Source organism: Scandinavium manionii (genome assembly GCF_024764775.1).
Classification (GTDB): domain Bacteria; phylum Pseudomonadota; class Gammaproteobacteria; order Enterobacterales; family Enterobacteriaceae; genus Scandinavium; species Scandinavium manionii.
On record NZ_JALIGC010000038.1, the window covers coordinates 483,416 to 509,071 of the forward strand.

Genomic DNA, 25,656 nt, shown 5'->3' on the forward strand with positions numbered 1-25,656 from the left:
AACGCTATGCCGATGATTTCTCTTGCCGAAGGACTGGCCCACGCCCGGGAACACCGCTACGCGCTGGGCGCGTTTAACGTGCTCGATTCGCACTTCCTGCGGGCGCTGTTTGCCGCCGCCGAACAGGAACGCTCGCCGTTCATCATCAATATCGCCGAAGTCCATTTCAAATACCTGTCGCTGGAATCGCTGGTGGAGGCAGTGCGTTTTGAGGCTGCACGGCACGACATTCCGGTAGTCCTGAATCTCGATCACGGCCTGCATTTTGAGGCGGTGGTGCGCGCTCTGCGCCTTGGCTTCAGCTCGGTGATGTTTGATGGCTCGACCCTCGACTACGACGAAAACATCCGCCAGACCCGAGAAGTGGTGAAAATGTGCCACGCGGTGGGCGTTTCGGTGGAAGCGGAACTCGGCGCGGTCGGCGGTGATGAGGGCGGCGCATTGTACGGTCACGCCGATGAAGCCTTCTTCACCGACCCGGAACTGGCCCGCGAGTTTGTCGACAGAACCGGCATTGATGCGCTAGCCGTCGCCATCGGCAACGCGCACGGCAAATACAAAGGCGAGCCGAAACTCGATTTCGCGCGCCTCGACGCTATTCGCCAACAAACGGGTTTACCGCTGGTGCTGCACGGCGGGTCGGGCATTAGCGATACGGATTTCCGTCGCGCCATTGAGCTTGGTATTCACAAAATCAATTTCTACACCGGCATGTCGCAGGCGGCGCTGGGCGCAGTTGAGCAGCGCATGGCGCAGCGTCAGCCGATTTATGATGAGTTTGCCGAACTGCTGCTGGGTATCGAAACCGCCATTACCGACACCGTTGCCGAGCAGATGCGGATTTTCTCCAGCGCGGGGAAAGTGTAATGGAACGCCAGGGCATTATCGCTGCCGGAAATATGCTGGTCGATCACGTGCATCGCATTGTGCAGTGGCCGGAGCGCGGCTGGCTGGCGGAGATCACTCACAGCGAACGTTCAACCGGCGGCGCACCGCTGAACGTGCTGCTGACACTGGCGAAAATGCGCAACCATATGCCGTTGCAGGCGGTGGGGCTGATTGGTGAAGACGCGGACGGCGATTACATCATGGCGATGCTCGATCAGTATCACGTCAATCGTCAGCACGTGCAGCGCACTTCGTTTGCGCCGACCTCGATGTCTCAGGTGATGACCGATCCCGACGGGCAACGCACCTTTTTCCATTCTCCCGGCGCGAACCGGCTGTTGGATCTTCCGGCCTTTGATCGGCTGGAAGGATCGATGAAGATCTTCCATCTCGGCTATTTGTTGCTGCTCGATAGTCTGGATCTGGCGGACAAAGAGTACGGCACGCGGGCCGCGCGACTGCTGGCGCAGATGCGCGAGAAAGGCTACGAAACATCGCTGGATTTGGTGTCACGCAAAGGCGACCCACGCTATCAGCCGTTGGTGCGTCCGGCGCTGGCCTATCTCGATTACTTAGTGATTAACGAACTGGAAGCCGGGGAGTTTAGCGAGCTGCCGATCCGCATCGAAAACGGTGAGCCCATCATCGACAACATCGCCCAGGCTGCGGCGCTGCTGCTAGCGGCGGGCGTGAAACAGCGGGTGGTTATCCACTGCCCTGAAGGCGCGTGGTGCGAAGCGCCTGGCGAGCCGGGCGAATGGGTGCCGTCCTGGCCGTTGGCGCAGAACGAGATTATCGGCAGCGTTGGCGCGGGTGATGCCTTTTGTGCCGGGTTCCTGTACGGCTGTCACGAAGGCTGGACGCTGCGCCAAAGCGTGCTGCTGGCCCACGCCTGCGCACGCGCCAGCCTGCTGTGCGCCAATGCGATTGACGGAGCGAAAAGCCTCGATGAGTTACAGCTGTTTATCAGTGAAAACAGCGTGTAACGGGTCAGTATTGCCCGGCGGCGCTGTGCTTGCACGGGCCTGCGCAAGCCTCTGTTACATCAGCGGCAAAAACATAGCCCAGCCCGCGCAGGGTTTTGATCAGCGTCGGCTGGTGCGGATTGATTTCAATTTTGCGGCGCAGGCGCATGATCAGCACGTCTATCGTCCGGTCAAACACCTCGGTGCTTTCGCTGTGGGTCAGCTCCAGCAGCTGTTCCCGGCTGAGCACGCGCCGGGCGTTTTGCGCCAGCGCCAACAGCAATCCATATTCACCTTGGGTCAGCGCCACCGCGTTTTGCGTGGGGTCGAACAACTCGCAACGCTCGGTGTCGAGCCGCCAGCCGTTAAAGCTGATCCCACCGCTCTGCCCGCTGCGCACATCCACCGCCAGCGCGCCGCTGCGGCGTAATACCGCTTTCAGGCGCGCCACAACAATTCGCGGGTTAAACGGTTTGCCGATATAGTCATCGGCGCCCATTTCCAGCCCGACCACCACGTCAGACTCGCTGCCCATTCCGGTGAGCATCACCACCGGTAGCGCCGGGCGGATTTTCTGCACCTGCATCAGCACCTGCAGGCCGTTGATATCTGGCAGCATCATGTCGAGCAGCACCAGCGCGATATCTGGCCGCTGCGCCACCGTCGCTACGCCCTGCTGACCCAAATGGCACACCACCACGTCAAACACATGCTCGGCGAGCACATCCCGAAGGAGTTCGCAGATTGCCGTGTCGTCGTCAATCACCAGTATGACCGGTTTCATCATCAGCCCCTGCTCTGAACGCCATGGAGTAAGTCTGGATGATTCTGGGGCGCGCTCCAGCCAATTCGAGCGCCGGGTGACGAATTTATAACCGCTGTCACATCCCAACGGCTTTCGACACGTCAAAACTGACGAGCCGCCCTTTTTCGTCAGCTGCGCCCACGCTAAAACCCGCCAATACCCATACAATAAAGAGTGGCATAAAACCTGCATTAAGGAGCGCTGAACGCATTTATGCGACTGTTAAACTGGAGCGAAACCGATGAAAAAAGTCGTCACGGTTTGCCCTTACTGCGCATCGGGCTGCAAGATAAACCTGGTGGTAGATAACGGCAAAATAATCCGGGCGGAAGCGGCGCAGGGGAAAACCAACCAGGGCACGCTGTGCCTGAAAGGGTTCTACGGTTGGGATTTTATCAACGATACCCAAATCCTCACCCCACGCCTGAAAATCCCGATGATCCGTCGCCAGCGTGGCGGCAAACTGGAATCCGTATCCTGGGACGAGGCGCTGAATTATGTCGCCGACCGCCTGAGCGCCATCAAAGCCAAATACGGCCCGGATGCTATCCAGACCACCGGTTCGTCGCGCGGAACAGGCAATGAAACCAACTATGTGATGCAAAAATTTGCGCGCGCCGTTATTGGCACCAATAACGTCGACTGCTGCGCTCGCGTCTGACACGGCCCTTCGGTTGCAGGTCTGCACCAATCGGTCGGTAATGGCGCCATGAGCAATGCCATCACAGAGATTGATGACACGGATTTAGTGTTTATCTTCGGGTACAACCCGGCAGATTCACACCCAATTGTTGCGAATCACGTGATTAACGCCAAACGCAATGGGGCGAAGATTATCGTCTGCGATCCGCGCAAAATTGAAACCGCGCGCATTGCCGATATGCATATTGCGTTGAAAAACGGCTCGAACATCGCGCTGCTCAACGCCATTGGCCACGTGATCATCGAAGAAAATCTCTACGACACGGCGTTTGTCGCCAGCCGTACTGAGGGTTTTGAAGATTATCGCAAAATCGTTGAAGGCTATACGCCGGAATCGGTTGAAGAAATCACCGGCGTCAGCGCGCAGGAAATTCGCCAGTGCGCGCGGATGTACGCCGGCGCAAAATCCGCCGCCATTCTGTGGGGCATGGGCGTGACCCAGTTCTATCAAGGTGTGGAAACGGTGCGTTCGCTGACAAGCCTGGCAATGCTGACCGGCAACCTGGGCCGTCCGAGCGTCGGCGTCAACCCGGTGCGTGGGCAGAACAACGTGCAGGGTGCCTGTGATATGGGCGCGTTGCCGGATACCTATCCGGGTTATCAGTACATCAACAATCCGGCCAACCGCGAGAAATTCGCCAAAGCCTGGGGCGTGGAAAGTCTGCCTGCGCACACCGGCTATCGCATCAGCGAGCTGCCGCATCGTGCGGCGCATGGCGAAGTGCGCGCGGCCTATATTATGGGCGAAGATCCGCTGCAAACTGACGCCGAGCTTTCTGCGGTGCGCAAAGGGTTTGAAGACCTCGAGCTGGTTATCGTGCAGGACATCTTTATGACCAAAACCGCCTCGGCGGCCGACGTCATTTTGCCGTCCACCTCCTGGGGCGAACACGAAGGCGTTTATACCGCCGCAGACCGTGGCTTCCAGCGCTTCTTCAAAGCGGTTGAACCGCAGTGGGACCTGAAAACCGACTGGCAAATCATCAGCGAAATCGCCACCCGGATGGGCTATCCGATGCACTACAACAACACTCAGGAAATCTGGGATGAGTTGCGTCATCTGTGTCCGAGCTTTACCGGGGCCACTTACGAAAAAATGGGTGAGCTGGGCTATGTGATGTGGCCGTGCAGCGATGAGTCAGACGCCGATCAGGGTACGTCGTACCTGTTCGCGGAGAAGTTCGATACGCCGAACGGTCTGGCGCAGTTCTTCACCTGCGATTGGGTCGCGCCTATCGATAAACTCACCGAAGAGTATCCGCTGGTGCTCTCCACCGTGCGTGAAGTCGGCCACTACTCCTGTCGTTCGATGACCGGTAACTGTGCCGCGCTGGCGGCGCTTGCCGATGAACCGGGCTACGCGCAAATCAATACCGCTGACGCGGCAAGGCTCGGAATTGAGAACGAAGCGCTGGTGTGGGTGTATTCGCGCAAAGGTAAAATCATTACCCGCGCGCAGGTCAGCGATCGCCCGAATGTCGGGGCGGTTTACATGACCTATCAGTGGTGGATCGGCGCCTGTAATGAGCTGGTGACGGAGAACCTAAGCCCGATAACCAAAACGCCGGAGTATAAATACTGCGCCGTTCGGGTGGAAAGCATTGCCGACCAGCACAGCGCTGAACAGTACGTTATTGACGAATATAATAAGCTGAAGTCCCGGTTACGTGAGAGTGCTCAGGGCTGATGCGCGTTATGAACGCGTCATTGTGGGGGTGAAGATTTTCATCCCTTTTTTTACACTTCTTGCCCCATTTAATTCTCTTGCGGCGCCCTTTATACTGCGGCTCCTTGCATGCGGAAGAAAAAGAATGATTAAGCGCTGTGGCTGGTTATTGTTGCTCCCTTTACTGGCGCACGCCGACGAAATCGGCACCCGGTACAAAGAGCAGGCCGAAGCGGGCGACAAACGCGCCCAGTATTATCTGGCTGATACGTATTACAGTTCCGGTGATGAACCGCATGCTCGCTATTGGGCTGAAAAAGCGGCGCAGGCTGGTGAGCCGGACGCCGTTGCATTGCTGGCGCAAATGATGATGAAAACAAGCCTGCCCAACGCGCGTAAGCTGGCCGAACAGGCGACGCTGGCGGGCAGCACTAACGGGGAAATCACCCTCGCCCACATGCTGCTGAACACTCAGGCGGGTAAAACCGATTACCCGCGCGCAATATCCCTGCTGCAAAAAGTGGCGGAAGATATCGATAGCGACACCGCGGTCGACGCACAAATGCTGCTGGGGCTGATTTACGCCAACGGCGGCGAAGTACCGGAAGATGACGTCAAAGCGACCTTCTGGTTTAAACGCAGCTCGACGCTCTCGCGTTCCGGCTATGCCGAATACTGGGCGGCCATGATATTCCGCGAAGGGGAAAAAGGCTTCATCAAGCCGAATAAACAGAAGGCGCTGAACTGGTTTAACGTCAGCTGTCTGGAAGGAAATGATTCGGGATGCGAAGAGCTTGATGCATTGAGCGGCGAATAATACCGCCCGGCAGCGCGATGCTTGCCGGGCCTGTGTGATTTTGCGTTTTGTAGGCCCGATAAGCGTAAGCGCCATCGGGCAAACAGGGGTTTAACGGCTGGCGGTCTTATCAAATATTCCCAGCATTTCACGCTCATAAGCCTGCGCTTTTTTGCGGTCAAATTTGTGTTCCCACTTTGAAATCACCAGCACCGCCAGCGCGTTACCCACCACGTTCAGCGCGGTACGCGCCATGTCGAGGATACGGTCTACGCCTGCGATAAACGCCAGCCCTTCCAGCGGAATACCCACGCTTCCGAGCGTTGCCAGCAGCACCACGAACGATACCCCGGGCACGCCCGCGATCCCTTTCGAGGTCACCATTAAGGTCAGCACCAGAATGATTTCCTGGCCGATGGACAGGTCAATGCCGTACAGCTGAGCGATGAAAATCGCCGCGATACTTTGGTACAGCGTCGAACCATCAAGGTTAAAGGAGTAGCCGGTCGGCACCACGAAACTGGTGATCGACGCTGGCGCACCATAGGCTTCCATCTTCTCGATAATTCGCGGCAGCACACTTTCGGAACTCGCCGTGGAGTACGCCAGAATCAGCTCGTCTTTCAGGATACGAATCAGGATCCAGATGCTCAACCCACACATTTTCGCGACCGTACCCAGAACCACCAGCGCGAAGAATACAATGGCGACATATACCAGAATGACCAGCTTGGCGAGCGGCCACAGGGAGGCGAAACCAAAGTTGGCGACGGTGACGGAAATCAGCGCGAACACGCCGACTGGCGCATAGCGCATCACCATGTGCGTCACTTTGAACATCGTTTCGGAAACCGAACGGAACACCGTGACCAGCGGTTCGCGATGCGCAGATGGCAGCGATGACAGCCCCAGACCAAACAGCACCGAGAAGAAGATAATCGGCAGCATGTCGCCTTTCGCCATCGAGGCGAAAATATTGGTCGGCACCAACGACAGGATCGTGCCCATCAGGCCATGCGCGTGGCTTTGTACATCGGTCGCAGTACTCTGGTATTTCGAAATATCCACCGTTGCGAGGGTCGACATATCAATGCCTGACCCCGGCTGGAAGACGTTCGCCAGCGTAATACCCAGCACGATGGCGATAGTAGTGATGATTTCGAAATAGATAATGGTTTTCGCACCGATACGGCCCAGCGACTTGGCATCGCCTACGCCTGCAATCCCGACAACCAGCGTCGAAATCACAATCGGTACCACAATCATTTTGATCAGATGGATGAAGATATCACCGGCAGGTGATAATAGGTTGGTAATCAGCCATTCACGGCTATCACTTTGATAATGAAGATAACTACCCAGAAGAATACCCAGCACTAACGCCAGCAGTATTTGCCAGGCCAGGCTGACTTTCGCTTTTTTCATAACTACAGACTTCCTCAACGCAGGGAGACATTTTGTAACGCATGTTTCCCACTGAAACGGGAGATGATTTGTGTTGTTTAATTTAAGACGAATTATAACGCGGCATATCAGTACCACCTGCACGGCATACTGCGCAAGCCTTTAAGAACAGGACGTTAGGCTGATAAAAGTGTGACCGGTAGGCGTTAAGGCTAGTTACCTTAAATAACCTTTTGTTATAGAAAACTTTTTTTAGTCGAAAAATATATAAATTCATCATGGTTATTATTTATTTTCAAAGATTTGTTTGGTGAATTTTTATACGCCAAAAACAGCCTCTGGCGGCGATTCAGAATGCAGGAGCATGAAACGTTGAGAGAGATGCCCCTAAGAGCAATGGCTGGCGAGCAGAAGTGGCAATGGCAGCCTCTTTCGCGAGCCCTGCCATTGCATTTTCAATACCGAATCAGGCTGTTTTTCTTTGGGACGTTACCGCCATCGATCAGATATCCTCCAAATCGATGCCACGTGTAGCGGGACCAAAGACTCCAATCGTGAACATCACAATTAACATGCTCACCACGATAAACGCGATAACCCCCAGCGAACCGCTATATTGCAGGATAAGCCCGATAATAATACTGCTGAATACCGTCGACAGCCGGCTGAATGAGTAGCAGAAACCCACCGCGCGAGCACGGATGTAGGTCGGGAACACTTCAGACTGATAAGAGTGGTAGCTGTAGGTCAGCCATGCATTCGACCAGGTAATGAAGAAGCCACATAAAATCAGCCACACGGGGTTATTCTGAATGGCAAACAGCGAACCGAAGATAACGGTGGTCAGGCAGGAGAGAACGATTTGCCACTTGTTTTCCATCTTATCGGCGTAGCGACTGCAAATCAGGGACCCCAGCGGGTAAGCCAGGGTAATAAAGAACGCATACAGCAAGCTATGGGTAAACGAGGCACCTTTACCCGACAGCAGCGCCGGCAGCCAGTTACCAAAGCCAAAAAATCCGATCGCCTGAAAGAAGTTCATCACCGTCAGCATCAGCGTGCGGCCGCGATAACGTGGAGACCAGATATCCTTAAAGGTTCCTTTCGCTGGCGGAAGGTCAGTCGGCGCGATGTCGCGTACCGGGAAATCAGGCATCTCACCCATACCGCAGCGTTGTTCCATCTCCTGAACAACCTGGCGCGCTTCCTGATAGCGTTTTTGCTGCAATAACCAACGCGGAGACTCTGGCAACCCTTTACGTACCAGCCAGATAATCAACGATGCGACAGCGCCGATAATCACCACATACCGCCAGCCGCTAAGCCCGAAAAAGGTCTGCGGCACCAGCCACCACGACATTAATGCTACCGCCGGAACAGACAGAAACTGGATAAAGAAGGAAAAGGCAAAAGCCCGGGTGCGTAGATGAGCAGGCGCCCATTCCGTCAAATAGGTATCGATCGTGACCAGTTCAATGCCCAGGCCGACCCCGACCATAAAGCGCAGGAAGATGACCCATTCGGCCTGGTGCTGAAACGCCATACCGAGCGAAAACACGCCATACCACAGCAACGCGTACATAAACGTTGCCCGGCGTCCAATCTTATCGGCAAAGGGGCTTAACACACTGGCACCGATAAATAACCCCAGGAACGTTGCAGAAGCAAATGCCGCCTGGTCCGCTATCCCGAAGATGCCTTGTGAACCGCTATGGAAAATTCCGTCAGCCACCAGCCCGGCGCTGATATACCCTGTTTGAAAAAGATCATAGAGCTCGAAAAATCCCCCTAACGCCAGCAGGATGATAAAGCGCCATAACCCGGCAGAAGCGGGTAAAGCATCGATCCTTGCGGCCAGGTCCTCTTCATGGAGAGGCTGCTGCGCTTCCCCATCGAGATCTGCAACTAAAACACCACTCACACTTAACCTCTATGTAACATTTTCATGAAAATGCTATGCTAGAGGCAAAGCCGCGGAGTTAAATTTTTAATTCATATCGCAGGATAATAAATTAAGCATAAAAAACTGCGTAATTTACTTTTTCTGTCAGAAAATTCAGCTTGCCGGTTATCGTCAAACGGCAGAGAGAAATAGAAGGCTCCCTTTTTGATGCGTGCCCCGGTTTAATATTAAGATACCTTCGCGATTTACGTATATGCCATGCCTCATGATACATATTCTTGCTCCGCTGCCGTCCTGATGGATTTATTGACGACAAAAAAGAGACGAAATATATATTCAGCTCCCGTCAAAATAAGACATGCAATTAATTATTTGCCGCGATTTCGATATCAATTAATTCATTACCAAATTAATCCGTGATCTGTCGTGCAAAAAAGTAAAAAAACTGCTCTGCGCCCTATAATTAACCTTTCGTTGACATATAGTTAACAAAAAAGGAGAGCAAAAGCCATGAGCCAAGTCCACAAACACGCTATTCCCGCAAACATTGCGGAAAATTGCCTGATCAACCCGGAGCAGTATGCAGAGAAGTATCAACAGTCAGTGAGCTCCCCTGACACCTTTTGGGGCGAGCAGGGAAAAATCCTCGACTGGATGAAGCCCTATCAGAACGTTAAAAACACCTCTTTCGCCCCCGGTAACGTCTCAATCAAATGGTACGAAGACGGCACCCTGAACCTGGCGGCCAACTGCCTCGACCGCCATCTGGCCACGCGCGGCGATCAGACCGCCATCATCTGGGAAGGCGACGACGCCACCCAGAGCAAACATATTTCCTATAAAGAACTGCACGCCGACGTGTGCCGCTTCGCCAACGTGCTGACTGCACTCGGCATCAAAAAAGGCGATGTGGTGGCGATTTACATGCCGATGGTGCCGGAAGCGGCGGTGGCGATGCTCGCCTGTGCGCGCATTGGTGCCGTGCATTCGGTGATTTTCGGCGGCTTCTCACCGGAAGCGGTTGCCGGACGCATTATCGATTCCAGCTCCCGCCTGGTGATCACCGCCGATGAGGGCATACGCGCGGGCCGTTCCATTCCGCTGAAGAAAAATGTCGATGACGCGTTGAAAAACCCGAACGTCAACACCGTCGAACACGTGGTAGTCCTGAAACGTACCGGCGGGTCTATCGCCTGGCAGGAAGGCCGCGACCTGTGGTGGAGCGAGCTGGTTGAAAAAGCCAGCGACCAGCATCAGCCGGTTGAAGTCGGCGCGGAAGACCCGCTGTTTATCCTCTACACCTCCGGGTCTACAGGTAAACCAAAAGGCGTGCTACACACTACTGGCGGCTATCTGGTGTATGCGGCGTCCACCTTTAAATACGTCTTTGATTACCATCAGGGCGATATCTACTGGTGTACCGCCGACGTCGGCTGGGTCACTGGTCACAGCTATCTGCTATACGGCCCGCTGGCCTGCGGCGCGACCACGCTGATGTTTGAAGGCGTGCCAAACTGGCCGACACCTGCGCGTATGAGCGAAGTGGTCGACAAACACAAAGTGAACATTCTCTACACCGCCCCGACCGCTATTCGCGCCCTGATGGCCGAAGGCGATAAGGCGATTCAGGGCACCGACCGCTCTTCCCTGCGCATTCTCGGTTCCGTCGGCGAGCCTATCAACCCGGAAGCCTGGGAGTGGTACTGGAAGAAAATCGGCAACGAAAAATGTCCGGTGATGGACACCTGGTGGCAGACCGAAACCGGCGGCTTCATGATCACCCCGCTGCCGGGTGCGACCGAGCTGAAAGCCGGTTCAGCGACCCGTCCGTTCTTCGGTGTGCAGCCCGCGCTGGTCGATAACGAAGGCAACGTGCTGGAAGGGGCGACCGAAGGCAACCTGGTGATCACCGATTCCTGGCCGGGCCAGGCGCGCACGCTGTTTGGCGATCACGACAGATTCGAACAGACCTACTTCTCGACCTTCAAAAACATGTACTTCAGCGGAGACGGCGCCCGCCGTGACGAAGACGGTTACTTCTGGATAACGGGCCGCGTCGATGACGTGCTGAACGTGTCTGGCCACCGTCTGGGCACCGCAGAGATTGAGTCAGCGCTGGTCTCACATCCGAAAATCGCCGAAGCGGCGGTGGTCGGTATTCCGCACAGCATTAAGGGCCAGGCGATTTATGCCTACGTCACCCTGAACCACGGCGAAGAGCCGAGCGCGGAACTGTATAGCGAAGTGCGTAACTGGGTGCGCAAAGAGATTGGCCCGCTGGCGACGCCAGACGTGCTGCACTGGACCGACTCGCTGCCGAAAACCCGCTCCGGCAAAATCATGCGCCGCATTCTGCGCAAAATTGCCGCTGGGGATACCAGCAACTTGGGTGATACCTCAACGCTTGCCGATCCGGGCGTGGTGGAAAAACTGCTCGAAGAGAAGCAGTCCATCTCAATGCCTTCATAACATTCTTGCCCGGTAGCGCTCCGCTAACCGGGCCTGCTCATAATAACAATACCTAACCTTCCCGTTTGAATTTCGTGCTTCTGAAAGACGACGGGGAACCTCTGGAGACGCGGTGATGAATCAAGATATTTGTCAGCAGATAGAAAACAGTGCGCATTTCAGGGAGCTCGTCGAAAAACGGCAACGGTTTGCCACCCTCCTGTCGATCATCATGCTGGTGGTCTACGTCGGTTTTATTCTGTTAATTGCTTTCGCGCCCGGCTGGCTCGGTACGCCGCTGCATGCGGGCACCAGCGTCACGCGTGGTATTCCCATCGGAATTGGCGTAATCATCATTTCTTTCGTGCTTACCGCCGTGTACGTCTGGCGGGCAAACGGTGAATTTGACCGGCTGACGAAGGCCGTTCTGCGTGAGGTGAAAGCGCCATGAAAAAACGACTGACGGCACTGGCCACCTTGCTGCCGCTGGCGGCGAACGCTGCCGATTCCATTAGCGGTGAAGTGCAGCGCCAGCCGACCAACTGGCAGGCGATCATCATGTTCCTGATTTTTGTGCTGCTGACGCTGTACATCACCTGGTGGGCCTCTAAACGGGTCCGCTCGCGCAACGATTACTACACCGCAGGCGGCAATATCACCGGTTTCCAGAACGGCCTAGCGATTGCCGGAGACTTTATGTCTGCGGCGTCATTCCTTGGTATTTCCGCGCTGGTGTATACCTCCGGCTACGACGGGCTGATTTACTCTCTCGGCTTCCTCGTCGGCTGGCCGATTATCCTGTTCCTGATAGCAGAACGCCTGCGCAACCTCGGGCGCTTCACCTTCGCCGACGTGGCCTCCTATCGCCTGAAACAAGGGCCGATTCGTATTCTGTCTGCCTGCGGATCGCTGGTCGTCGTGGCGCTGTATCTGATTGCACAGATGGTCGGCGCCGGGAAGCTCATCGAACTGCTGTTCGGCCTGAACTACCACGTCGCCGTGGTGCTGGTCGGCGTGCTGATGGTGATGTACGTCCTGTTCGGCGGCATGCTGGCGACCACCTGGGTGCAAATCATCAAAGCGGTGCTGCTGCTGTTTGGCGCCAGCTTTATGGCATTTATGGTCATGAAGCACGTGGGCTTCAGCTTCAATAACCTGTTTACCCAGGCGATGGCTGTCCACCCGAAAGGCGCAGCGATCATGAGTCCAGGCGGACTGGTGAAAGACCCAATTTCTGCACTGTCGTTAGGGCTGGGTCTCATGTTCGGCACCGCCGGTCTGCCGCACATTCTGATGCGTTTCTTCACGGTCAGCGATGCACGTGAAGCGCGTAAAAGTGTGCTCTACGCCACTGGATTTATGGGTTACTTCTACATTCTGACCTTCATCATCGGCTTTGGCGCGATCATGCTGGTCGGGGCGAACCCGGCGTTTAAAGACGCGGCGGGTCAGCTGATTGGCGGTAACAATATGGCGGCGGTGCATCTGGCCGATGCGGTAGGCGGCAACCTGTTCCTCGGTTTCATTTCAGCCGTGGCTTTTGCCACCATACTGGCGGTCGTTGCGGGTCTGACGCTGGCAGGTGCTTCTGCGGTGTCGCATGACCTTTATGCCAACGTGTTCCGCAAAGGCGCGTCCGAACGTGATGAACTGCGGGTGTCGAAAATCACCGTGCTGATTTTGGGCGTGGTGGCGATTCTGCTGGGGATTTTGTTCGAGAAGCAGAACATCGCCTTCATGGTCGGCCTGGCGTTCTCGATTGCCGCGAGCTGCAACTTCCCGATAATCCTGCTCTCGATGTACTGGTCGAAACTGACCACGCGTGGGGCTATGGTTGGCGGCTGGTTGGGTCTGCTGACGGCGATTGTGCTGATGATTCTCGGCCCGACAATTTGGGTGCAGATCCTCGGCCACGAAAAAGCCATCTTCCCGTATGAATACCCGGCGCTGTTCTCCATCGCGGTGGCGTTTATCGGGATTTGGGTGTTCTCCGCCACGGACAACTCCGAAGCCGGAATGCGCGAACGCGAGAAGTTCCGCGCGCAGTTTATTCGTTCTCAAACCGGGATTGGCATCGACCAGGGCCGGGCACACTAAGCACGTTATCCCCGGCCTTCCGGCCGGGGATTTCTCAGAACATCGCCCATGCAACTAGCGGCGCGCACAGGACCATCGTGACGCCAGAGAGCATCATCACCAGACTGGCAATCACCCCTTCCTGCGGGCCAAGTTCGTAGGAACGCGCGGTGCCTGCTCCGTGTGATGCGGCACCAAAGCCTGCGCCTTTCGCCGTGCCTTCCCGAATGGCGAGACGCAAAAACAGCATATCGCCAACCGCCATGCCAAACACACCGGTAATCACCACGAACAGTGCCACCAGCTCCGGCTGTCCGCCGAGCGGTTTCGCCGCGGCAAGCGCAAACGGCGTGGTAATTGAACGCACCGCCAGGCTGCGCTGAATTTCATCCGGCAACGTAAACAGACGTGCCAGCCAGACCGAGCTGCACACCGCCACTACGTTCGCGGTCACTACGCCCGCGCTGAGGGACATCCAGTGGCGTTTGATCACCGCCAGATTGTCATACACCGGCACCGCAAAGGCGATGGTCGCCGGGCCGAGCAGCCACAGCAGCCAGTGCGCTTCGCCCATGTAATTCTGATAAGAGATGTGGCCGAATACCAGGATCAACACCAGCAACAGCGGGGTGAACACCAGCGGCATCAGCGGCAGTTTGCGAAAGCGGCGATACAGGCGTTTGTTGGCGTAATAGAGTCCGAGGGTAACCGCCAGACATAGCAGGCTCAGCGCAAGACTATTCACGATTCATCCTGCTTAGCTCGTAGCGATACACTTTATCGACCACCCAGGCAGTCGCGCCCAGCACCATCATCGTACTCAGCGCAATCACCAGAAAAATGCGCCAGCCATCTACCCTCAACAACTGGGCATAATTAACCACCGCCACCACCGCTGGCACGAAGAACAGCAGCATCTCCGCCAGCAGCCAGCGCGAACCGGCGCGTACCCAGTTGAGCGGTAAGATGCGGCACACAATCAGCGCCAGCATTAACACCATACCGACCAGATTCGCAGGCAGCGGAAGATGGCCCCACGCCACCAGATGTTCCGCCAGCACAAACAACCCGGCGTACAACACGACCTGCACCGGGACCTGAAGATGGTGCAGGACAGCAGGCGTTACGCGCCCTAAGGCCACAGCCATGAAAGGAATTCCTGAAAAAAATGAAGGCGTTCAGTATAGAGAGCCGTCGACTGCGACTGAAATGAATTAAAATCATTGAAGGTATATTTCGAGGAATAATCATGGACATAAGAACACTGCGCTATTTCGTCGAAGTGGTCCGGCAACAGAGCTTTACCCGTGCGGCAGAGAAGCTGTTCGTCACACAGCCCACCATCAGTAAGATGTTGAAAAATCTGGAAGATGACCTTAACTGCACTCTGCTCATCCGCGACGGACGCAAGCTACTGCTGACCGATACCGGACGCGTTGTGTTCGAGCGGGGTCTGGCGATCCTGGCCGAATTCCGCCAGCTTGAAGCAGAACTGAGCGATATCAATCACCTGCAAAAAGGGATACTGCGCCTCGGCATTCCTCCTATGGTTGGCATGTTAATGGCCGGCCCTATCAGTTTGTTCCGCCAGCGCTACCCCGGCGTGGAACTCAAAATTGCTGAATTCGGCGGCCTGACGGTACAACAGGCAGTGATGAACGGCGAGCTCGATGTGGCGATGACCGCCCTGCCCGTGGATGAAGAAAGTGGCCTGTCGACGCTGCCGCTGTTCAGCCATCCGCTGTGCGTGCTGGTGCCGAAATCTGGCGAATGGCTACACGTTGAGTCCATTAGTCCGGAACAGTTAGCCGCGCATCCACTGTTGATTTATAACGAAGATTTTGCGCTCAGCCGCCAATTGATGACGTTGTTTGCCGAGCATGATGTGAAACCGCGCATTGCAGTTCGCAGCGGCCAGTGGGATTTTCTGGCGGCGATGGTGCAGGCGGGCGTTGGCGTGGCAATCTTACCGGAACCGATTTGCCAGCGGCTCGACAAAAACACCCTGCGCTGGATCCCGCTCGACAGCAAGCTGCACTGGCAATTGGGTATGATCTGGCGCGAAGGCACTTACCTCTCGCACAGCGCCCAGGCCTGGCTCCAGTGCTGCGAAGGATTTTGGCTGCCGGAAGGCTAGTCCCACTCCGCTCGCCTGTTTCTCCCTTTCCATAGCGCTCCTTCGACGGTGCAGGCTGCGCCCGATCACAGATTAGATACTGGGATAAAATATTACTTCTTACATCAATGTATGGAATATATTATTCCAAACTATAGAGAACGCAATTCATCGAGGTCGTTATGAAAATTAATTTATCCGCACTGACTACAGAGAGCCGCAACCCGGCGAGCGAGAACATTGACACCCTGTCGACGCTGGAGATGCTGAAAGTCATTAATGCGGAAGACCAAAAGGTCGCGCTGGCGGTTGAAGAACAACTGCCTGCCATCGCGAAGGCCGTCGATGCGATTACTCAAGCCTTTGCCTGCGGCGGACGCCTGATTTACTGCGGCGCGGGCACCTCGGGCCGCCTCGGTATTCTGGATGCCAGCGAATGCCCGCCAACCTACGGCACGCCGCGCGAAATGGTCGTTGGTCTGATTGCGGGCGGTAAAACCGCCATTTTGCAGGCGGTCGAAAACGCCGAAGATAGCCCGCAAATGGGCGAGCAGGACCTGCGTGATTTGGCCCTGAACGAACGTGACGTGGTCATCGGCATTGCGGCCAGTGGGCGCACGCCGTATGTGATTGGCGCCCTGAACTACGCCCGTAGCGTCGGGGCGACCGTCGGGGCTATCGCCTGCAACCGCGGCAGCGAAATTGGCAAACTGGCCGACATCGCCATCGAACCGATGGTCGGCCCGGAAGTGGTCACCGGCTCTTCACGTATGAAAGCTGGCACCGCCCAGAAACTGGTACTCAATATGCTGACCACCGGGGCGATGATCCGTTCCGGCAAAGTGTTTGGCAACCTGATGGTCGATGTGGAAGCCACCAATGCCAAGCTGCTGCAGCGTCAGGTGAACATCGTGGTACAGGCCACCGAATGCGACCCGGCGATGGCAGAAGCTGCGCTGAACGCCTGCGATCGACATTGTAAAACCGCCATTGTGATGGTTCTGGCGGGGGTCAGCGCCGCCGATGCCAGCGCGATGCTAAACAACAACAACGGCTTCATTCGCAGCGCCATCCAGGGCATCGGGAGCAACTAATTATGGCGAAGATAACCGGCTCGATGATCGAACAACTTTTGCGACTGGCGGGAGGACCGGCGAACATTAGCGTGTGTGGCAACTGCATGACGCGCCTGCGCCTGACGCTGGTCGACCGGGATGACGTCGATATCGCACAGCTCAAAGCGGTGCCCGGCGTCCTCGGCGTGATTAACGGCGACGACCAGCTGCAAATTATTCTCGGGCCGGGTAAAGCGCAAACTGCCAGTGAAATGATGAATGATCTGCTGAAATCAGAAGGTGCTGAAGCGGCTGTACCAGCGTCAGACGCCGACCTGAAATCTCAGGCCAGCCAGAATAAAGCGAAGATGAAAGGCAAGCAGAACAGCGCGGTGCATAACTTTTTAACCAAGTTTGCCACCATCTTTACACCGCTGATCCCGGGCTTTATCGCGGCGGGCCTGTTGCTCGGTATCGCGACGCTGTTGCAGCAAATTTTCATTACCGACAGCGCGTCACCGGCAACCTGGCTCGTGGACATGATCGCCTATATGAAGGTGTTCAGCATCGGCCTGTTCACTTTCCTCAGCATTCTTATCGGCTTCAACACCCAAAAAGCCTTTGGCGGCTCGGGTGTGAACGGCGCGATCATCGCCTCGCTGTTTATTCTGCGCTACGTGCCGGAAGGTAAAGTCGGCTATTACGCGGGCATGTCGGACTTTTTCGGGCTGGTCATCGACCCACGCGGCAACATTATTGGCGTGCTGCTGGCCTGTATTCTCGGGGCGTGGATTGAGCGCCAGGTGCGACGCTTTATTCATGATTCACTGGATATGATCCTGACGTCAGCCATTACGCTGCTCATTACCGGGGCCATCACTTTCACGGTGATTATGCCGATTGGCGGCGAGTTGTTTAAAGGCATGTCGTGGTTGTTCCTGCACCTGAACGGCAACCCGTTTGGCACGGCACTGTTGGCCGGTCTGTTCCTGATAGCCGTTGTGTTCGGCATTCATCAGGGCTTTGTGCCGGTGTATTTCGCGCTGATGGACGCTCAGGGCTTCAACTCCCTGTTCCCGATTCTGGCGATGGCCGGTGCCGGACAGGTTGGTGCCTCACTGGCGCTGTACTTCCGCGCCAAACATGGCTCGCTGTTACGCACCCAAATTAAAGGCGCCATCTTCCCTGGCCTGTTGGGGATTGGCGAACCGTTGATTTACGGCGTGACGCTGCCGCGCCTGAAACCGTTCGTGACGGCCTGTCTCGGCGGCGCGGTGGGCGGCTTCTTCATCGGCCTCATTTCGTGGCTGGGGCTGCCGGTGGGTCTGAACACCGTCTTCGGCCCGTCTGGCCTGGTGTCGATTCCGTTGATGACGTCTGCGCAAGGTATTTTCGCCGGGATGGCGGTATACGTGGCGGGCATTTTGATTTCATATCTGGCAGGTTTTGTCCTGACCTGGTTCTTTGGCAGTAAAAACGTCGACCTGCAATAACGGGCGGCAATACTCCCCCCTTTAAGCCGCCATTCAGGCGGCTTTTTTTGGGCGAGATTACTGGTCTTCTATCAGCAGCGCTTCCAGCAAATCGAGATCGTGCAGGAGCTTTTGCAGCGTTTCATTACTGATTTGTCGAGTGGCGCGCAGATGGTAAAGCTCACCGCGCTCGGAGCGCAGGGCCGCAAGACGAAAGCGGCGTTCGAGGCTCTCTTCCAGCATTGAGGTTTCCACATCGTTACGGCCATCCGCGCGGCGACGCAGGTTACCAATGACCCGCGAACTCACCTCGGTGAGCAGTTGGTTGTCGATGTTCTCTTTGGTGTCCTGCGCCAGACGTTCTTCCATTTTCTGAATCGCGACAATCGCCACGTCCGCCGTTGCGGCACGCGCCAGCCGCTCCTCTTTATGCTGCTGTGAATGATCCGCCACCTCGATGTGCTGCAACAGCACCGGCAGCATCACCACGCCGACAAACAGGGAAAACAAAATCACCCCCGCCGAAAGGAACACCAGCTCATAGCGCGCCGGGAAAACGCTGCCGTCCGGCAGCAGCAGCGGAATAGACAGCACACCCGCCAGCGTAATCGCCCCGCGCACACCGGCAAAAGAGGCGATCAGCAGCTCGCGTATGCTCCAGCTACCAAACTCCATCGGTTTCTTCTTCAGCCAGCGCTGGCTGAAACGCTGCATGGTCCACAGCCAGCCAAAGCGTACCAGCATCAGCGCCGCGTAAATCAGTATGATATCGGCAAACAGCATCCAGGTTTCGACGTTCGGATCAGCTTCTGCCGCCACCAGCGACGTTTCGAGAATGCCCGGCAATTGCAGGCCTAACAGCAGGAATACCATGCCATTAAACACGAACTCCAGCATTGCCCAGGTACTGTTGGCACGCAGGCGCATCGCCAGCGGCGCAGTACGCATCACGCCGGAACGGGTGATGGTCATCCCGGCAGCCACTGCGGCCAGAATGCCCGAGACACCAATGTGTTCAGCAATCAGGTAAGAGGCGAACGGCAGCAGGAACAGCAGCACAATCTGCGTAGCCGGTTCATCCCCACCCCAACGGCTGAGGAAGCGCAGTGAACGCCCGTATGACCAACTGACAACAAACCCGGCCAGGATGCCGCCGGTAGCGACTTTGACGAACTCAAACGCTGCACCGCCGACAGTGAACACCATTGTGCCCATCACCACGGCGACGGCAAATTTTAACGACACCAGGCCAGACGCATCGTTCATCAGCGCTTCGCCCTGCAAAATGCCCATGATTTTTTTCGGAATACGCCCTTCGCCGACGATGCCAGACAAGGCGACCGCATCAGTCGGTGACAACACTGCCGCCAGTGCGAACGCCGGGATCAGCGGAATACCGGGCACCACCCAGTAAATCAGGAAGCCAATGCCGATAACCGTCACCAGCACTAAAGCCAGAGCAAGACCAAAGATCTCTCGCCCGTGTTCTATAAATTCGCGTGTGGGGGTCTTCCAGCCGTCAGAAAACAGCAGTGGCGGGATAAACAGAACGAGGAACAGTTCCGGGTCGAATTCAACATGCAGTCCAAACGTCGGCCATGCCAGCAGTGCGCCGATGCCTATTTGCATCAATGGCAGTGGGACCTGGAAGGGGAGTACGCGGGTAACGACTCCGGAAAGGGAGACCACAAGGGTCATGATCAGTATCGTGAAGAAAATTTCCATGCTTTCCCTGTTTGCGATGTCTTAAATCTGGTGCAACTTCTGATAATACGCCCTTCAGCTTATCGCAAAGAACAACAGGATGTGCCCTAAAAACAAAAAGGGCGACCCATGGTCGCCCTTTTTGCGCATTGAGCAGGACTCAGATAGCCCAGCCGCCCGCGTAGAAGGCAACCAGTGCGATGGCAATAATCACGGTGCCGAGGTTCAGCTTACGCCATTCGCTAGAAACGATACGGCCAATCACCAGGGTGGCGAAACCGATCATGATACCGGTCACGATGTTACAGGTCAGGACGATGAGTACTGCGGTGATCAGTCCCGCCATCGCATCGACGAAATCACCGAAGTCGATTTTCGCGACGTTACTCAGCATCAGCAAGCCCACGTACATCAGCGCTGGCGCAGTCGCGTAGGCCGGAACCAGATAAGAAAGCGGGGACAGGAACAGGATCAGCAGGAACAGCACACCAACAGTGATTGCCGTCAGGCCTGTTTTACCGCCCGCGGCCGTACCGGCAGCGGACTCGATGTACACCGCCGCAGGGGCTGCGCCCACAAGGCTTGAGAACACGCTGCTCAGGGAGTCAGTGGTCAGCGCTTTGCCGCCATTAATGATTTGTCCGTCTTTATCCAGCAGGTTTGCCTGACCGGCAACAGCACGGATAGTCCCGGTGGCATCAAATACCGCGGTCATCACCAGCGCCAGAACGCTTGGCAGGACCACCGGATTCAGCGCGCCCATGATGTCGAGACTGCCAATCAGCGAGCTGCCGTGTTCATCGCTCAGGGAAGGCATGGCGAAAATGCCGGAGAAATGCACGCTCGGATCGAAAATCAGGCCAACGATGGAGACCCCGATGATGGTCAGCAGAATCCCCCCCGGCACCTTTAATTTTTCCAGACCGATAATTGCCGCCAGACCAATCAGCGTCATGATAACCGGGAAGCTGGCGAAGTGACCGAGCGTGACGGGCAGGCCGTCCAGCGGGTTTTTAATAACCAGACCCACGCCGTTCGCCGCGATCAGCAGCAGGAACAGACCGATACCGATACCGGTGCCGTGCGCAACGCCCTGCGGCAGATTGCGCAGGATCCAGCTACGGATACCGGTGGCAGAGATGATGGTGAACAGTACACCCATCAGGAACACCGCACCCAGCGCCACAGGAATGCTGATGTGCTGGCCCAGCACCAGGCTAAAGGCGGTAAACGCGGTCAGCGAGATGGCGCAGCCAATCGCCAGCGGCAAGTTTGCCCACAGGCCCATGACCAGAGAACCGACACCCGCCACCAGACAGGTCGCTACGAAGACGGCCGCCGGTGGGAAGCCCGCTTTACCGAGCATGCCCGGTACGACGATAACGGAGTACACCATTGCCAGGAAGGTGGTTAAACCAGCAAGGATCTCCTGACGTACGGTGCTGCCACGAGCTGAAATTTTGAACCAGGCGTCCAAACCGCCGGTACGCGCTGAAGGCGTAGACATAGAAAACATCCCCTGAGAATTTTTATCATTCGTCCGTCCGCGTGATGGACAATCCACTGCCAGCTAAGCGTTATACACAACATCATTAAGATGCCATGTACTTTTCCCTGTGCGATATCGCGACTAAGGGGGGTCGCAAAAAAAGCAAACGATTAGCTTCACGCAAACAAAAACGGTATGCAATGTGACCTGCTCCTGACCTTCACGGCGGAACAGATTTTTGCCACATGGATTTCGGGTTGCATTGCGGCGGCAATTGCGCGAATTCCCAGGAGCATAGATAACTATGTGACTGGGGTGAGCAAAAGCAGCCAACAAAAATGCGGCCCGAAAGACATCGGTCAAAAAAGGCAAACGATTATCTGGCTTTTATACTGCCCTTTTCAACTGATGTTTATGCCATTTCGCTAAATTTCCCTTATGACGGCGAAGAAATAGACAACGTGTGCGCAAACGATATCGTCCATGCGCAATCTGCTAACATTTTTGCGAACGTTTGTTTTCATTTCGCCGGGTCATCGGTTTTTGTGATGATGAATCAGCTGCCGGGAAAATCGAGTGGGCCGCCCTGTTGAATTGCTCTCTGCCAGGCGGGACGGTTTTCAACGCGTTTTGTCCACGCTGTCAGATTCGGCAGTGCGCCCTGTTCTCCACGCGCCAGTAATGCCATCGCCGGATAGCTCATCTGAATATCCGCCATACTGAGCTGCTCTCCGGCAAACCACATGTTTTGCGCCAGGTGCGCTTCAATAAACGCCGCATGAGTCGCCAGCTGTTTATTGAGATATCCCTTTTGTACACCCTGCCCCAGCAGTTTTCCCACGGTTCGCAGACCCACTGGCACCGGCGGTTTACCGAGGTTAGCAAACACCAATTTCATTAACAGGAACGGCATCAGCGAGCCTTCGGCGTAATGCAGCCAGAAACGGTACTGAATGCGGTCCTGCGGATTCAGGGGTTTTAGCGTTTGTCCGGGATCGTGCGTCTCCTGTAAATATTCCAGAATTGCGCCCGACTCGGCGAGGATCAGTCCGTCATCCTCCAGCACCGGAGATTTACCCAGTGGATGCACTTTTTTCAACGCCTCAGGCGCCAGCATCGTCGGCTCGCGCTGGTAGCGCACGATCTGGTAGGGCAATTCCAGTTCTTCTAAGGCCCAAAGCACGCGCTGGGAGCGCGACAGATTAAGATGATGCACCGTCAGCATGGCGGTCTCCTGTGAGTTGTTCAAAATAACTATAGGAACTGTGGCGAAAGACGGGAAAAATTTCGGCGAAATAACCGCCAATGGCGGTGGCAAAAGTCGGGTTGCGACGTACAATTAAAGTGTCAGTACAAACCGGAACCTCCAACCACTTTTGATCGACTGAGGCGTGCTGATGTCGGGGGAAACCCTCCTGTGAACCAACGGGATAGAGAGAAAGACAAAGACCGGAAAACAACTAAAGCGCCCAATTGTGGCGCTTTAGTTTTTTGAGTCGTTATCGTCGGGGAAGTGAGCACCAGGCCCTTTCTCGCCGAGCATATCGCCCGGGTTACGCAGCGGGCAGTCACGATGCGACAGGCAACCGCAACCGATACAGCCATCAAGCTGATCGCGCAATGCCACCAGCGTGTGGATGCGACTGTCCAGCTCTTCACGCCACTGTGATGAAAGCTGTTTCCACGCCTTTGGGCTCAGGTTGTGCCCTTCCGGCAGCACACCTAGCGCGTCGCTGATGGTCGCGAGCGGAATGCCTATTCGCTGGGCAATCTTGATAATCGCCACATAGCGCAGCACATCACGACGATATCGACGCTGGTTGCCATCGTTGCGGGTACTCTCTATTAATCCTTTGCTTTCATAGAAATGCAGCGCCGATACGGCGACGCCACTACGCCTTGCCACTTCGCCCGGCGTCAGCAGCGTTTTAATGCGGGGAGATTTCTTTTCCATAAAGCACTTTACCTCAAGTTAACTTGAGGAATTATACTCGCCCGCAGACAAATCGACGAACCGAAATTGTGAAAGAGAGGCTATTTATGTCCCATCACGACATCATAGAAACGCTGATTGAATGGATTGATGAACATATTGATCAACCACTTAACATTGACGTGGTCGCCAGAAAATCGGGTTATTCAAAATGGTATTTGCAGCGGATGTTCCGCGCGGTGATGCACCAGACGTTGGGTGAATACATTCGCCAGCGGCGGTTGCTAATGGCGGCAGAAGCACTGCGCACTACGCAGCGTCCGATTTTTGATATTGCGATGGATTTGGGTTACGTGTCGCAGCAGACCTTTTCGCGCGTCTTTCGCCGGGAGTTCGACCGCACGCCGAGCGACTATCGCCATCAAATCTCGGCGTGAGCTACCTGATGGCTCGCCCACTGCGTTGAGCCCTGCTGCCATTCAACAAACTCGTGCGGCGGCATGGCTTTCGCAAAATGCCAGCCCTGACAGAACTGTACCCCACGCTTAAGAAGCCAGCTGACCTGCTCGGCGGTTTCGACGCCTTCCGCGATGATCTTCAGCCGCAGGCTTTGCGCCATTTCAATGATGTGTTCTGCAATCAAATGGCTGGTGCTGTTGGTGGTGAGCGTGTCGACGAACGATTTATCGATTTTCAGGATATCGACGTTCAGCGAATAGAGGTTGTGCAGGTTGGAGTAGCCAGTGCCGAAATCATCGATAGCCACTTCATAGCCCGCCTGACGAAACGCCTGTATAACCGGTGTCGTTTTGGGTACGTCAATAAACCCACGTTCCGTCACCTCAATTTTGATTTGCTGGGCCCGAACCCGATATTGTTGGGCTTTGTCAGAAATCATCCCAATCAGACGTGAAGAGTGGAAATCAGACGCCGACAGGTTAATGGAGACATACAGCTGCGGGTGTCGCTGTAGAAAATCACCTAAATCGGTAAACACCGATTCCACGACGTAATCCGTCACCTGCTCAATTAAACCCTCTTTTTCCGCCAACGGAATAAATTCAGTCGGGCTCATCACCGGGCCGTCAAATCCCGGCCAGCGCAGCAGCGCTTCGGCTCCAACGCATTGATTATTTTTGATATCAATAATCGGCTGATAGTGCAGACGCAGCTGCTGCTTATTCAATGCCCGTTGCAATAAGCGCTTCGGCGAATTAAATCGCTGACGGCTGCGGGCCCAGACTATCAGGATAAGCATGCTGCAAATGAATCCGAGCGGCAGGGTCAGCATCGCCTGATGGCGGAAGTTTTGGACATAACGCACATCCGATGACGAAATAATAATTGCAATCGGCCGACGTTCAGAAAGCGCGATAGTATAAAAACGCCCATCGTGTTGAAACGCAGATGCGCTGTCACGGATAAGTGGTTTTAATGTATTCAGACTGGCATTTTCGCTAACCGAAAAGAAGGTATTGGTTTTAGTGTCGTAAGCGCCAAACGCGAGGCTGCCATCGTCCGACACGATTTCACCATAGGATAGCGGGTTAATCACCGCGACATAATTCCCACGCTGCATATACGTCATGCTATAGCCGGGATAAAACGGGGTATCGCGATAATAATAAATAGAAATATCAGGCTTGCGGCGGTAATTAGGCTCTGGCATCAACCAGGCTTTACCCGGATGCACCGACGTGGAGCAGACAAACTGATCGCCCTGAGCGTAAATTAAATCTTCAACGTACAGCCGCCCGCGAACAATATTTAACATCTGCTTCTGATGTTCTGGCGAGCAAAGCGTGCCGGTGTAATGTTCGGCGGCATCTCTGGCAAGATCGGCCTGGCGAATAACCTGTTCTGTTTTATTCAGGGCGATATGGGCGAATGTAGTAAGCTGGCTGTGGGTTTGAGACTCGGCTCTGAACTGCGAAAACCAAAGCGCAAGCATCATCGGCAAGAGCACGACGATGATCACCTCCAAGCCCCTCTGCACGTTGCTTCGCGCACTCTGATTCATATTCAGCCTGATATCCCTGCATTTAATGTGCCTGATACTCAGGCTGGACGCTTTCTGACAGGTGATAACGTTGCATGAATCATTCAACGTTAGCAACCGTCTTTTGACCTCAAAAATCGAATATTGGGTTATGACGATAATATTTGTCCGTAAGGCAAACTAAAAGTTGTGCCAACGTTTTTATTAAGTCCACCATTTATTAAGCGACCGGTGA

At 55.3% G+C, this 25,656-nt stretch carries 21 protein-coding genes; 11 read left to right on the plus strand and 10 right to left on the minus strand.

The features are described 5' to 3' along the window. Positions 1-6: 6 nt before the first annotated feature. A complete protein-coding gene (locus tag MUU51_RS14175; RefSeq protein WP_159776686.1) occupies positions 7-867 on the plus strand; it encodes a ketose 1,6-bisphosphate aldolase in 861 nt (286 codons plus the stop codon). Beyond that, positions 867-1,874, plus strand: a complete 1,008-nt coding sequence (locus tag MUU51_RS14180; protein ID WP_258967971.1) for a carbohydrate kinase family protein — start codon at positions 867-869, stop codon at positions 1,872-1,874. The genes MUU51_RS14175 and MUU51_RS14180 overlap by 1 nt, the downstream gene beginning before the upstream one ends. Before the next feature lie 4 nt (positions 1,875-1,878). On the opposite strand, the gene MUU51_RS14185 is transcribed toward MUU51_RS14180, so the two are convergent. After that, on the minus strand, positions 1,879-2,637 hold the full coding sequence (locus MUU51_RS14185) for a response regulator (RefSeq protein ID WP_258967972.1): 759 nt from the start codon (positions 2,635-2,637) through the stop codon (positions 1,879-1,881). Positions 2,638-2,899: 262 nt separating this feature from the next. On the opposite strand from MUU51_RS14185, the gene fdhF reads away from it, so the two are divergent. Then, complete coding sequence (gene fdhF, locus MUU51_RS14190; RefSeq protein ID WP_258967973.1) at positions 2,900-5,047, plus strand: formate dehydrogenase subunit alpha; 2,148 nt, start codon at positions 2,900-2,902, stop codon at positions 5,045-5,047. A 124-nt stretch (positions 5,048-5,171) separates the two neighbouring features. Further along, positions 5,172-5,843, plus strand: a complete 672-nt coding sequence (locus MUU51_RS14195) for a tetratricopeptide repeat protein (protein ID WP_159776683.1) — start codon at positions 5,172-5,174, stop codon at positions 5,841-5,843. Between the two features lie 90 nt (positions 5,844-5,933). Here the strand turns inward: MUU51_RS14195 and gltP are convergent, their stop codons facing one another. Together gltP and MUU51_RS14205 are read right to left on the minus strand one after the other, a co-directional pair. Beyond that, complete coding sequence (gene gltP, locus MUU51_RS14200) at positions 5,934-7,247, minus strand: glutamate/aspartate:proton symporter GltP (RefSeq protein ID WP_258967974.1); 1,314 nt, start codon at positions 7,245-7,247, stop codon at positions 5,934-5,936. A gap of 481 nt (positions 7,248-7,728) precedes the next feature. Beyond that, positions 7,729-9,084 carry an MFS transporter gene (locus MUU51_RS14205; RefSeq protein WP_159776702.1) on the minus strand — a complete coding sequence of 452 codons (1,356 nt, stop codon included), beginning with the start codon at positions 9,082-9,084 and terminating at the stop codon, positions 7,729-7,731. A gap of 555 nt (positions 9,085-9,639) precedes the next feature. On the opposite strand from MUU51_RS14205, the gene acs reads away from it, so the two are divergent. The 3 genes from acs (at position 9,640) to actP (ending at position 13,674) form a co-directional block, all read left to right on the plus strand. Further along, positions 9,640-11,598: an acetate--CoA ligase gene (gene acs, locus MUU51_RS14210; protein ID WP_258967975.1), complete on the plus strand. Its 1,959-nt coding sequence runs from the start codon at positions 9,640-9,642 to the stop codon at positions 11,596-11,598. 115 nt (positions 11,599-11,713) lie between these two features. Next, positions 11,714-12,028, plus strand: coding sequence for a DUF485 domain-containing protein (locus tag MUU51_RS14215; protein ID WP_159776680.1), 315 nt, complete (start codon positions 11,714-11,716; stop codon positions 12,026-12,028). Then, entirely contained in the window at positions 12,025-13,674 is a 1,650-nt protein-coding gene (gene actP / locus MUU51_RS14220) for a cation/acetate symporter ActP (protein WP_159776679.1), read from the plus strand. Before MUU51_RS14215 ends, actP begins: the two co-directional genes overlap by 4 nt. A gap of 34 nt (positions 13,675-13,708) precedes the next feature. On the opposite strand, the gene MUU51_RS14225 is transcribed toward actP, so the two are convergent. Both MUU51_RS14225 and MUU51_RS14230 read right to left on the minus strand, forming a co-directional pair. Next, positions 13,709-14,398, minus strand: coding sequence for an LrgB family protein (locus tag MUU51_RS14225; RefSeq protein WP_258967976.1), 690 nt, complete (start codon positions 14,396-14,398; stop codon positions 13,709-13,711). Continuing rightward, on the minus strand, positions 14,391-14,801 hold the full coding sequence (locus tag MUU51_RS14230) for a CidA/LrgA family protein (protein WP_159776677.1): 411 nt from the start codon (positions 14,799-14,801) through the stop codon (positions 14,391-14,393). The genes MUU51_RS14225 and MUU51_RS14230 overlap by 8 nt, the downstream gene beginning before the upstream one ends. 101 nt (positions 14,802-14,902) lie before the next feature. On the opposite strand from MUU51_RS14230, the gene MUU51_RS14235 reads away from it, so the two are divergent. From MUU51_RS14235 to murP, 3 genes are all read left to right on the plus strand, one after another. Beyond that, positions 14,903-15,790 (plus strand): LysR family transcriptional regulator, encoded by an 888-nt coding sequence (locus MUU51_RS14235; protein ID WP_159776675.1) that lies wholly within the window; start codon positions 14,903-14,905, stop codon positions 15,788-15,790. Between the two features lie 161 nt (positions 15,791-15,951). Further along, positions 15,952-16,863, plus strand: a complete 912-nt coding sequence (murQ, locus tag MUU51_RS14240) for an N-acetylmuramic acid 6-phosphate etherase (RefSeq protein WP_258967977.1) — start codon at positions 15,952-15,954, stop codon at positions 16,861-16,863. 2 nt (positions 16,864-16,865) lie between these two features. Next, the gene (gene murP / locus MUU51_RS14245) at positions 16,866-18,317 is read left to right on the plus strand and encodes a PTS N-acetylmuramic acid transporter subunit IIBC (protein ID WP_159776669.1); all 1,452 of its coding nucleotides are present in this window, start codon (positions 16,866-16,868) and stop codon (positions 18,315-18,317) included. Between the two features lie 57 nt (positions 18,318-18,374). Here the strand turns inward: murP and MUU51_RS14250 are convergent, their stop codons facing one another. The 4 genes from MUU51_RS14250 to soxR all read right to left on the minus strand — a co-directional run bounded on the left by MUU51_RS14250 (position 18,375) and on the right by soxR (position 23,443). Further along, the gene (locus MUU51_RS14250) at positions 18,375-20,021 is read right to left on the minus strand and encodes a Na+/H+ antiporter (protein ID WP_159776667.1); all 1,647 of its coding nucleotides are present in this window, start codon (positions 20,019-20,021) and stop codon (positions 18,375-18,377) included. Positions 20,022-20,160: 139 nt separating this feature from the next. Then, the gene (locus tag MUU51_RS14255; protein WP_258967978.1) at positions 20,161-21,507 is read right to left on the minus strand and encodes an NCS2 family permease; all 1,347 of its coding nucleotides are present in this window, start codon (positions 21,505-21,507) and stop codon (positions 20,161-20,163) included. 538 nt (positions 21,508-22,045) lie between these two features. Beyond that, entirely contained in the window at positions 22,046-22,714 is a 669-nt protein-coding gene (locus MUU51_RS14260; protein WP_258967979.1) for a glutathione S-transferase family protein, read from the minus strand. A 258-nt stretch (positions 22,715-22,972) separates the two neighbouring features. Further along, the gene (soxR, locus tag MUU51_RS14265; RefSeq protein ID WP_159776661.1) at positions 22,973-23,443 is read right to left on the minus strand and encodes a redox-sensitive transcriptional activator SoxR; all 471 of its coding nucleotides are present in this window, start codon (positions 23,441-23,443) and stop codon (positions 22,973-22,975) included. An 86-nt stretch (positions 23,444-23,529) separates the two neighbouring features. On the opposite strand from soxR, the gene soxS reads away from it, so the two are divergent. Continuing rightward, positions 23,530-23,859: a superoxide response transcriptional regulator SoxS gene (gene soxS / locus MUU51_RS14270; RefSeq protein WP_159776658.1), complete on the plus strand. Its 330-nt coding sequence runs from the start codon at positions 23,530-23,532 to the stop codon at positions 23,857-23,859. Here soxS and pdeC read toward each other — a convergent pair. Continuing rightward, positions 23,844-25,442, minus strand: coding sequence for a cyclic di-3',5'-guanosine monophosphate phosphodiesterase PdeC (pdeC, locus tag MUU51_RS14275; protein ID WP_159776656.1), 1,599 nt, complete (start codon positions 25,440-25,442; stop codon positions 23,844-23,846). The two genes, soxS and pdeC, sit on opposite strands and share 16 nt — an antisense overlap. Positions 25,443-25,656 lie beyond the last annotated feature (214 nt).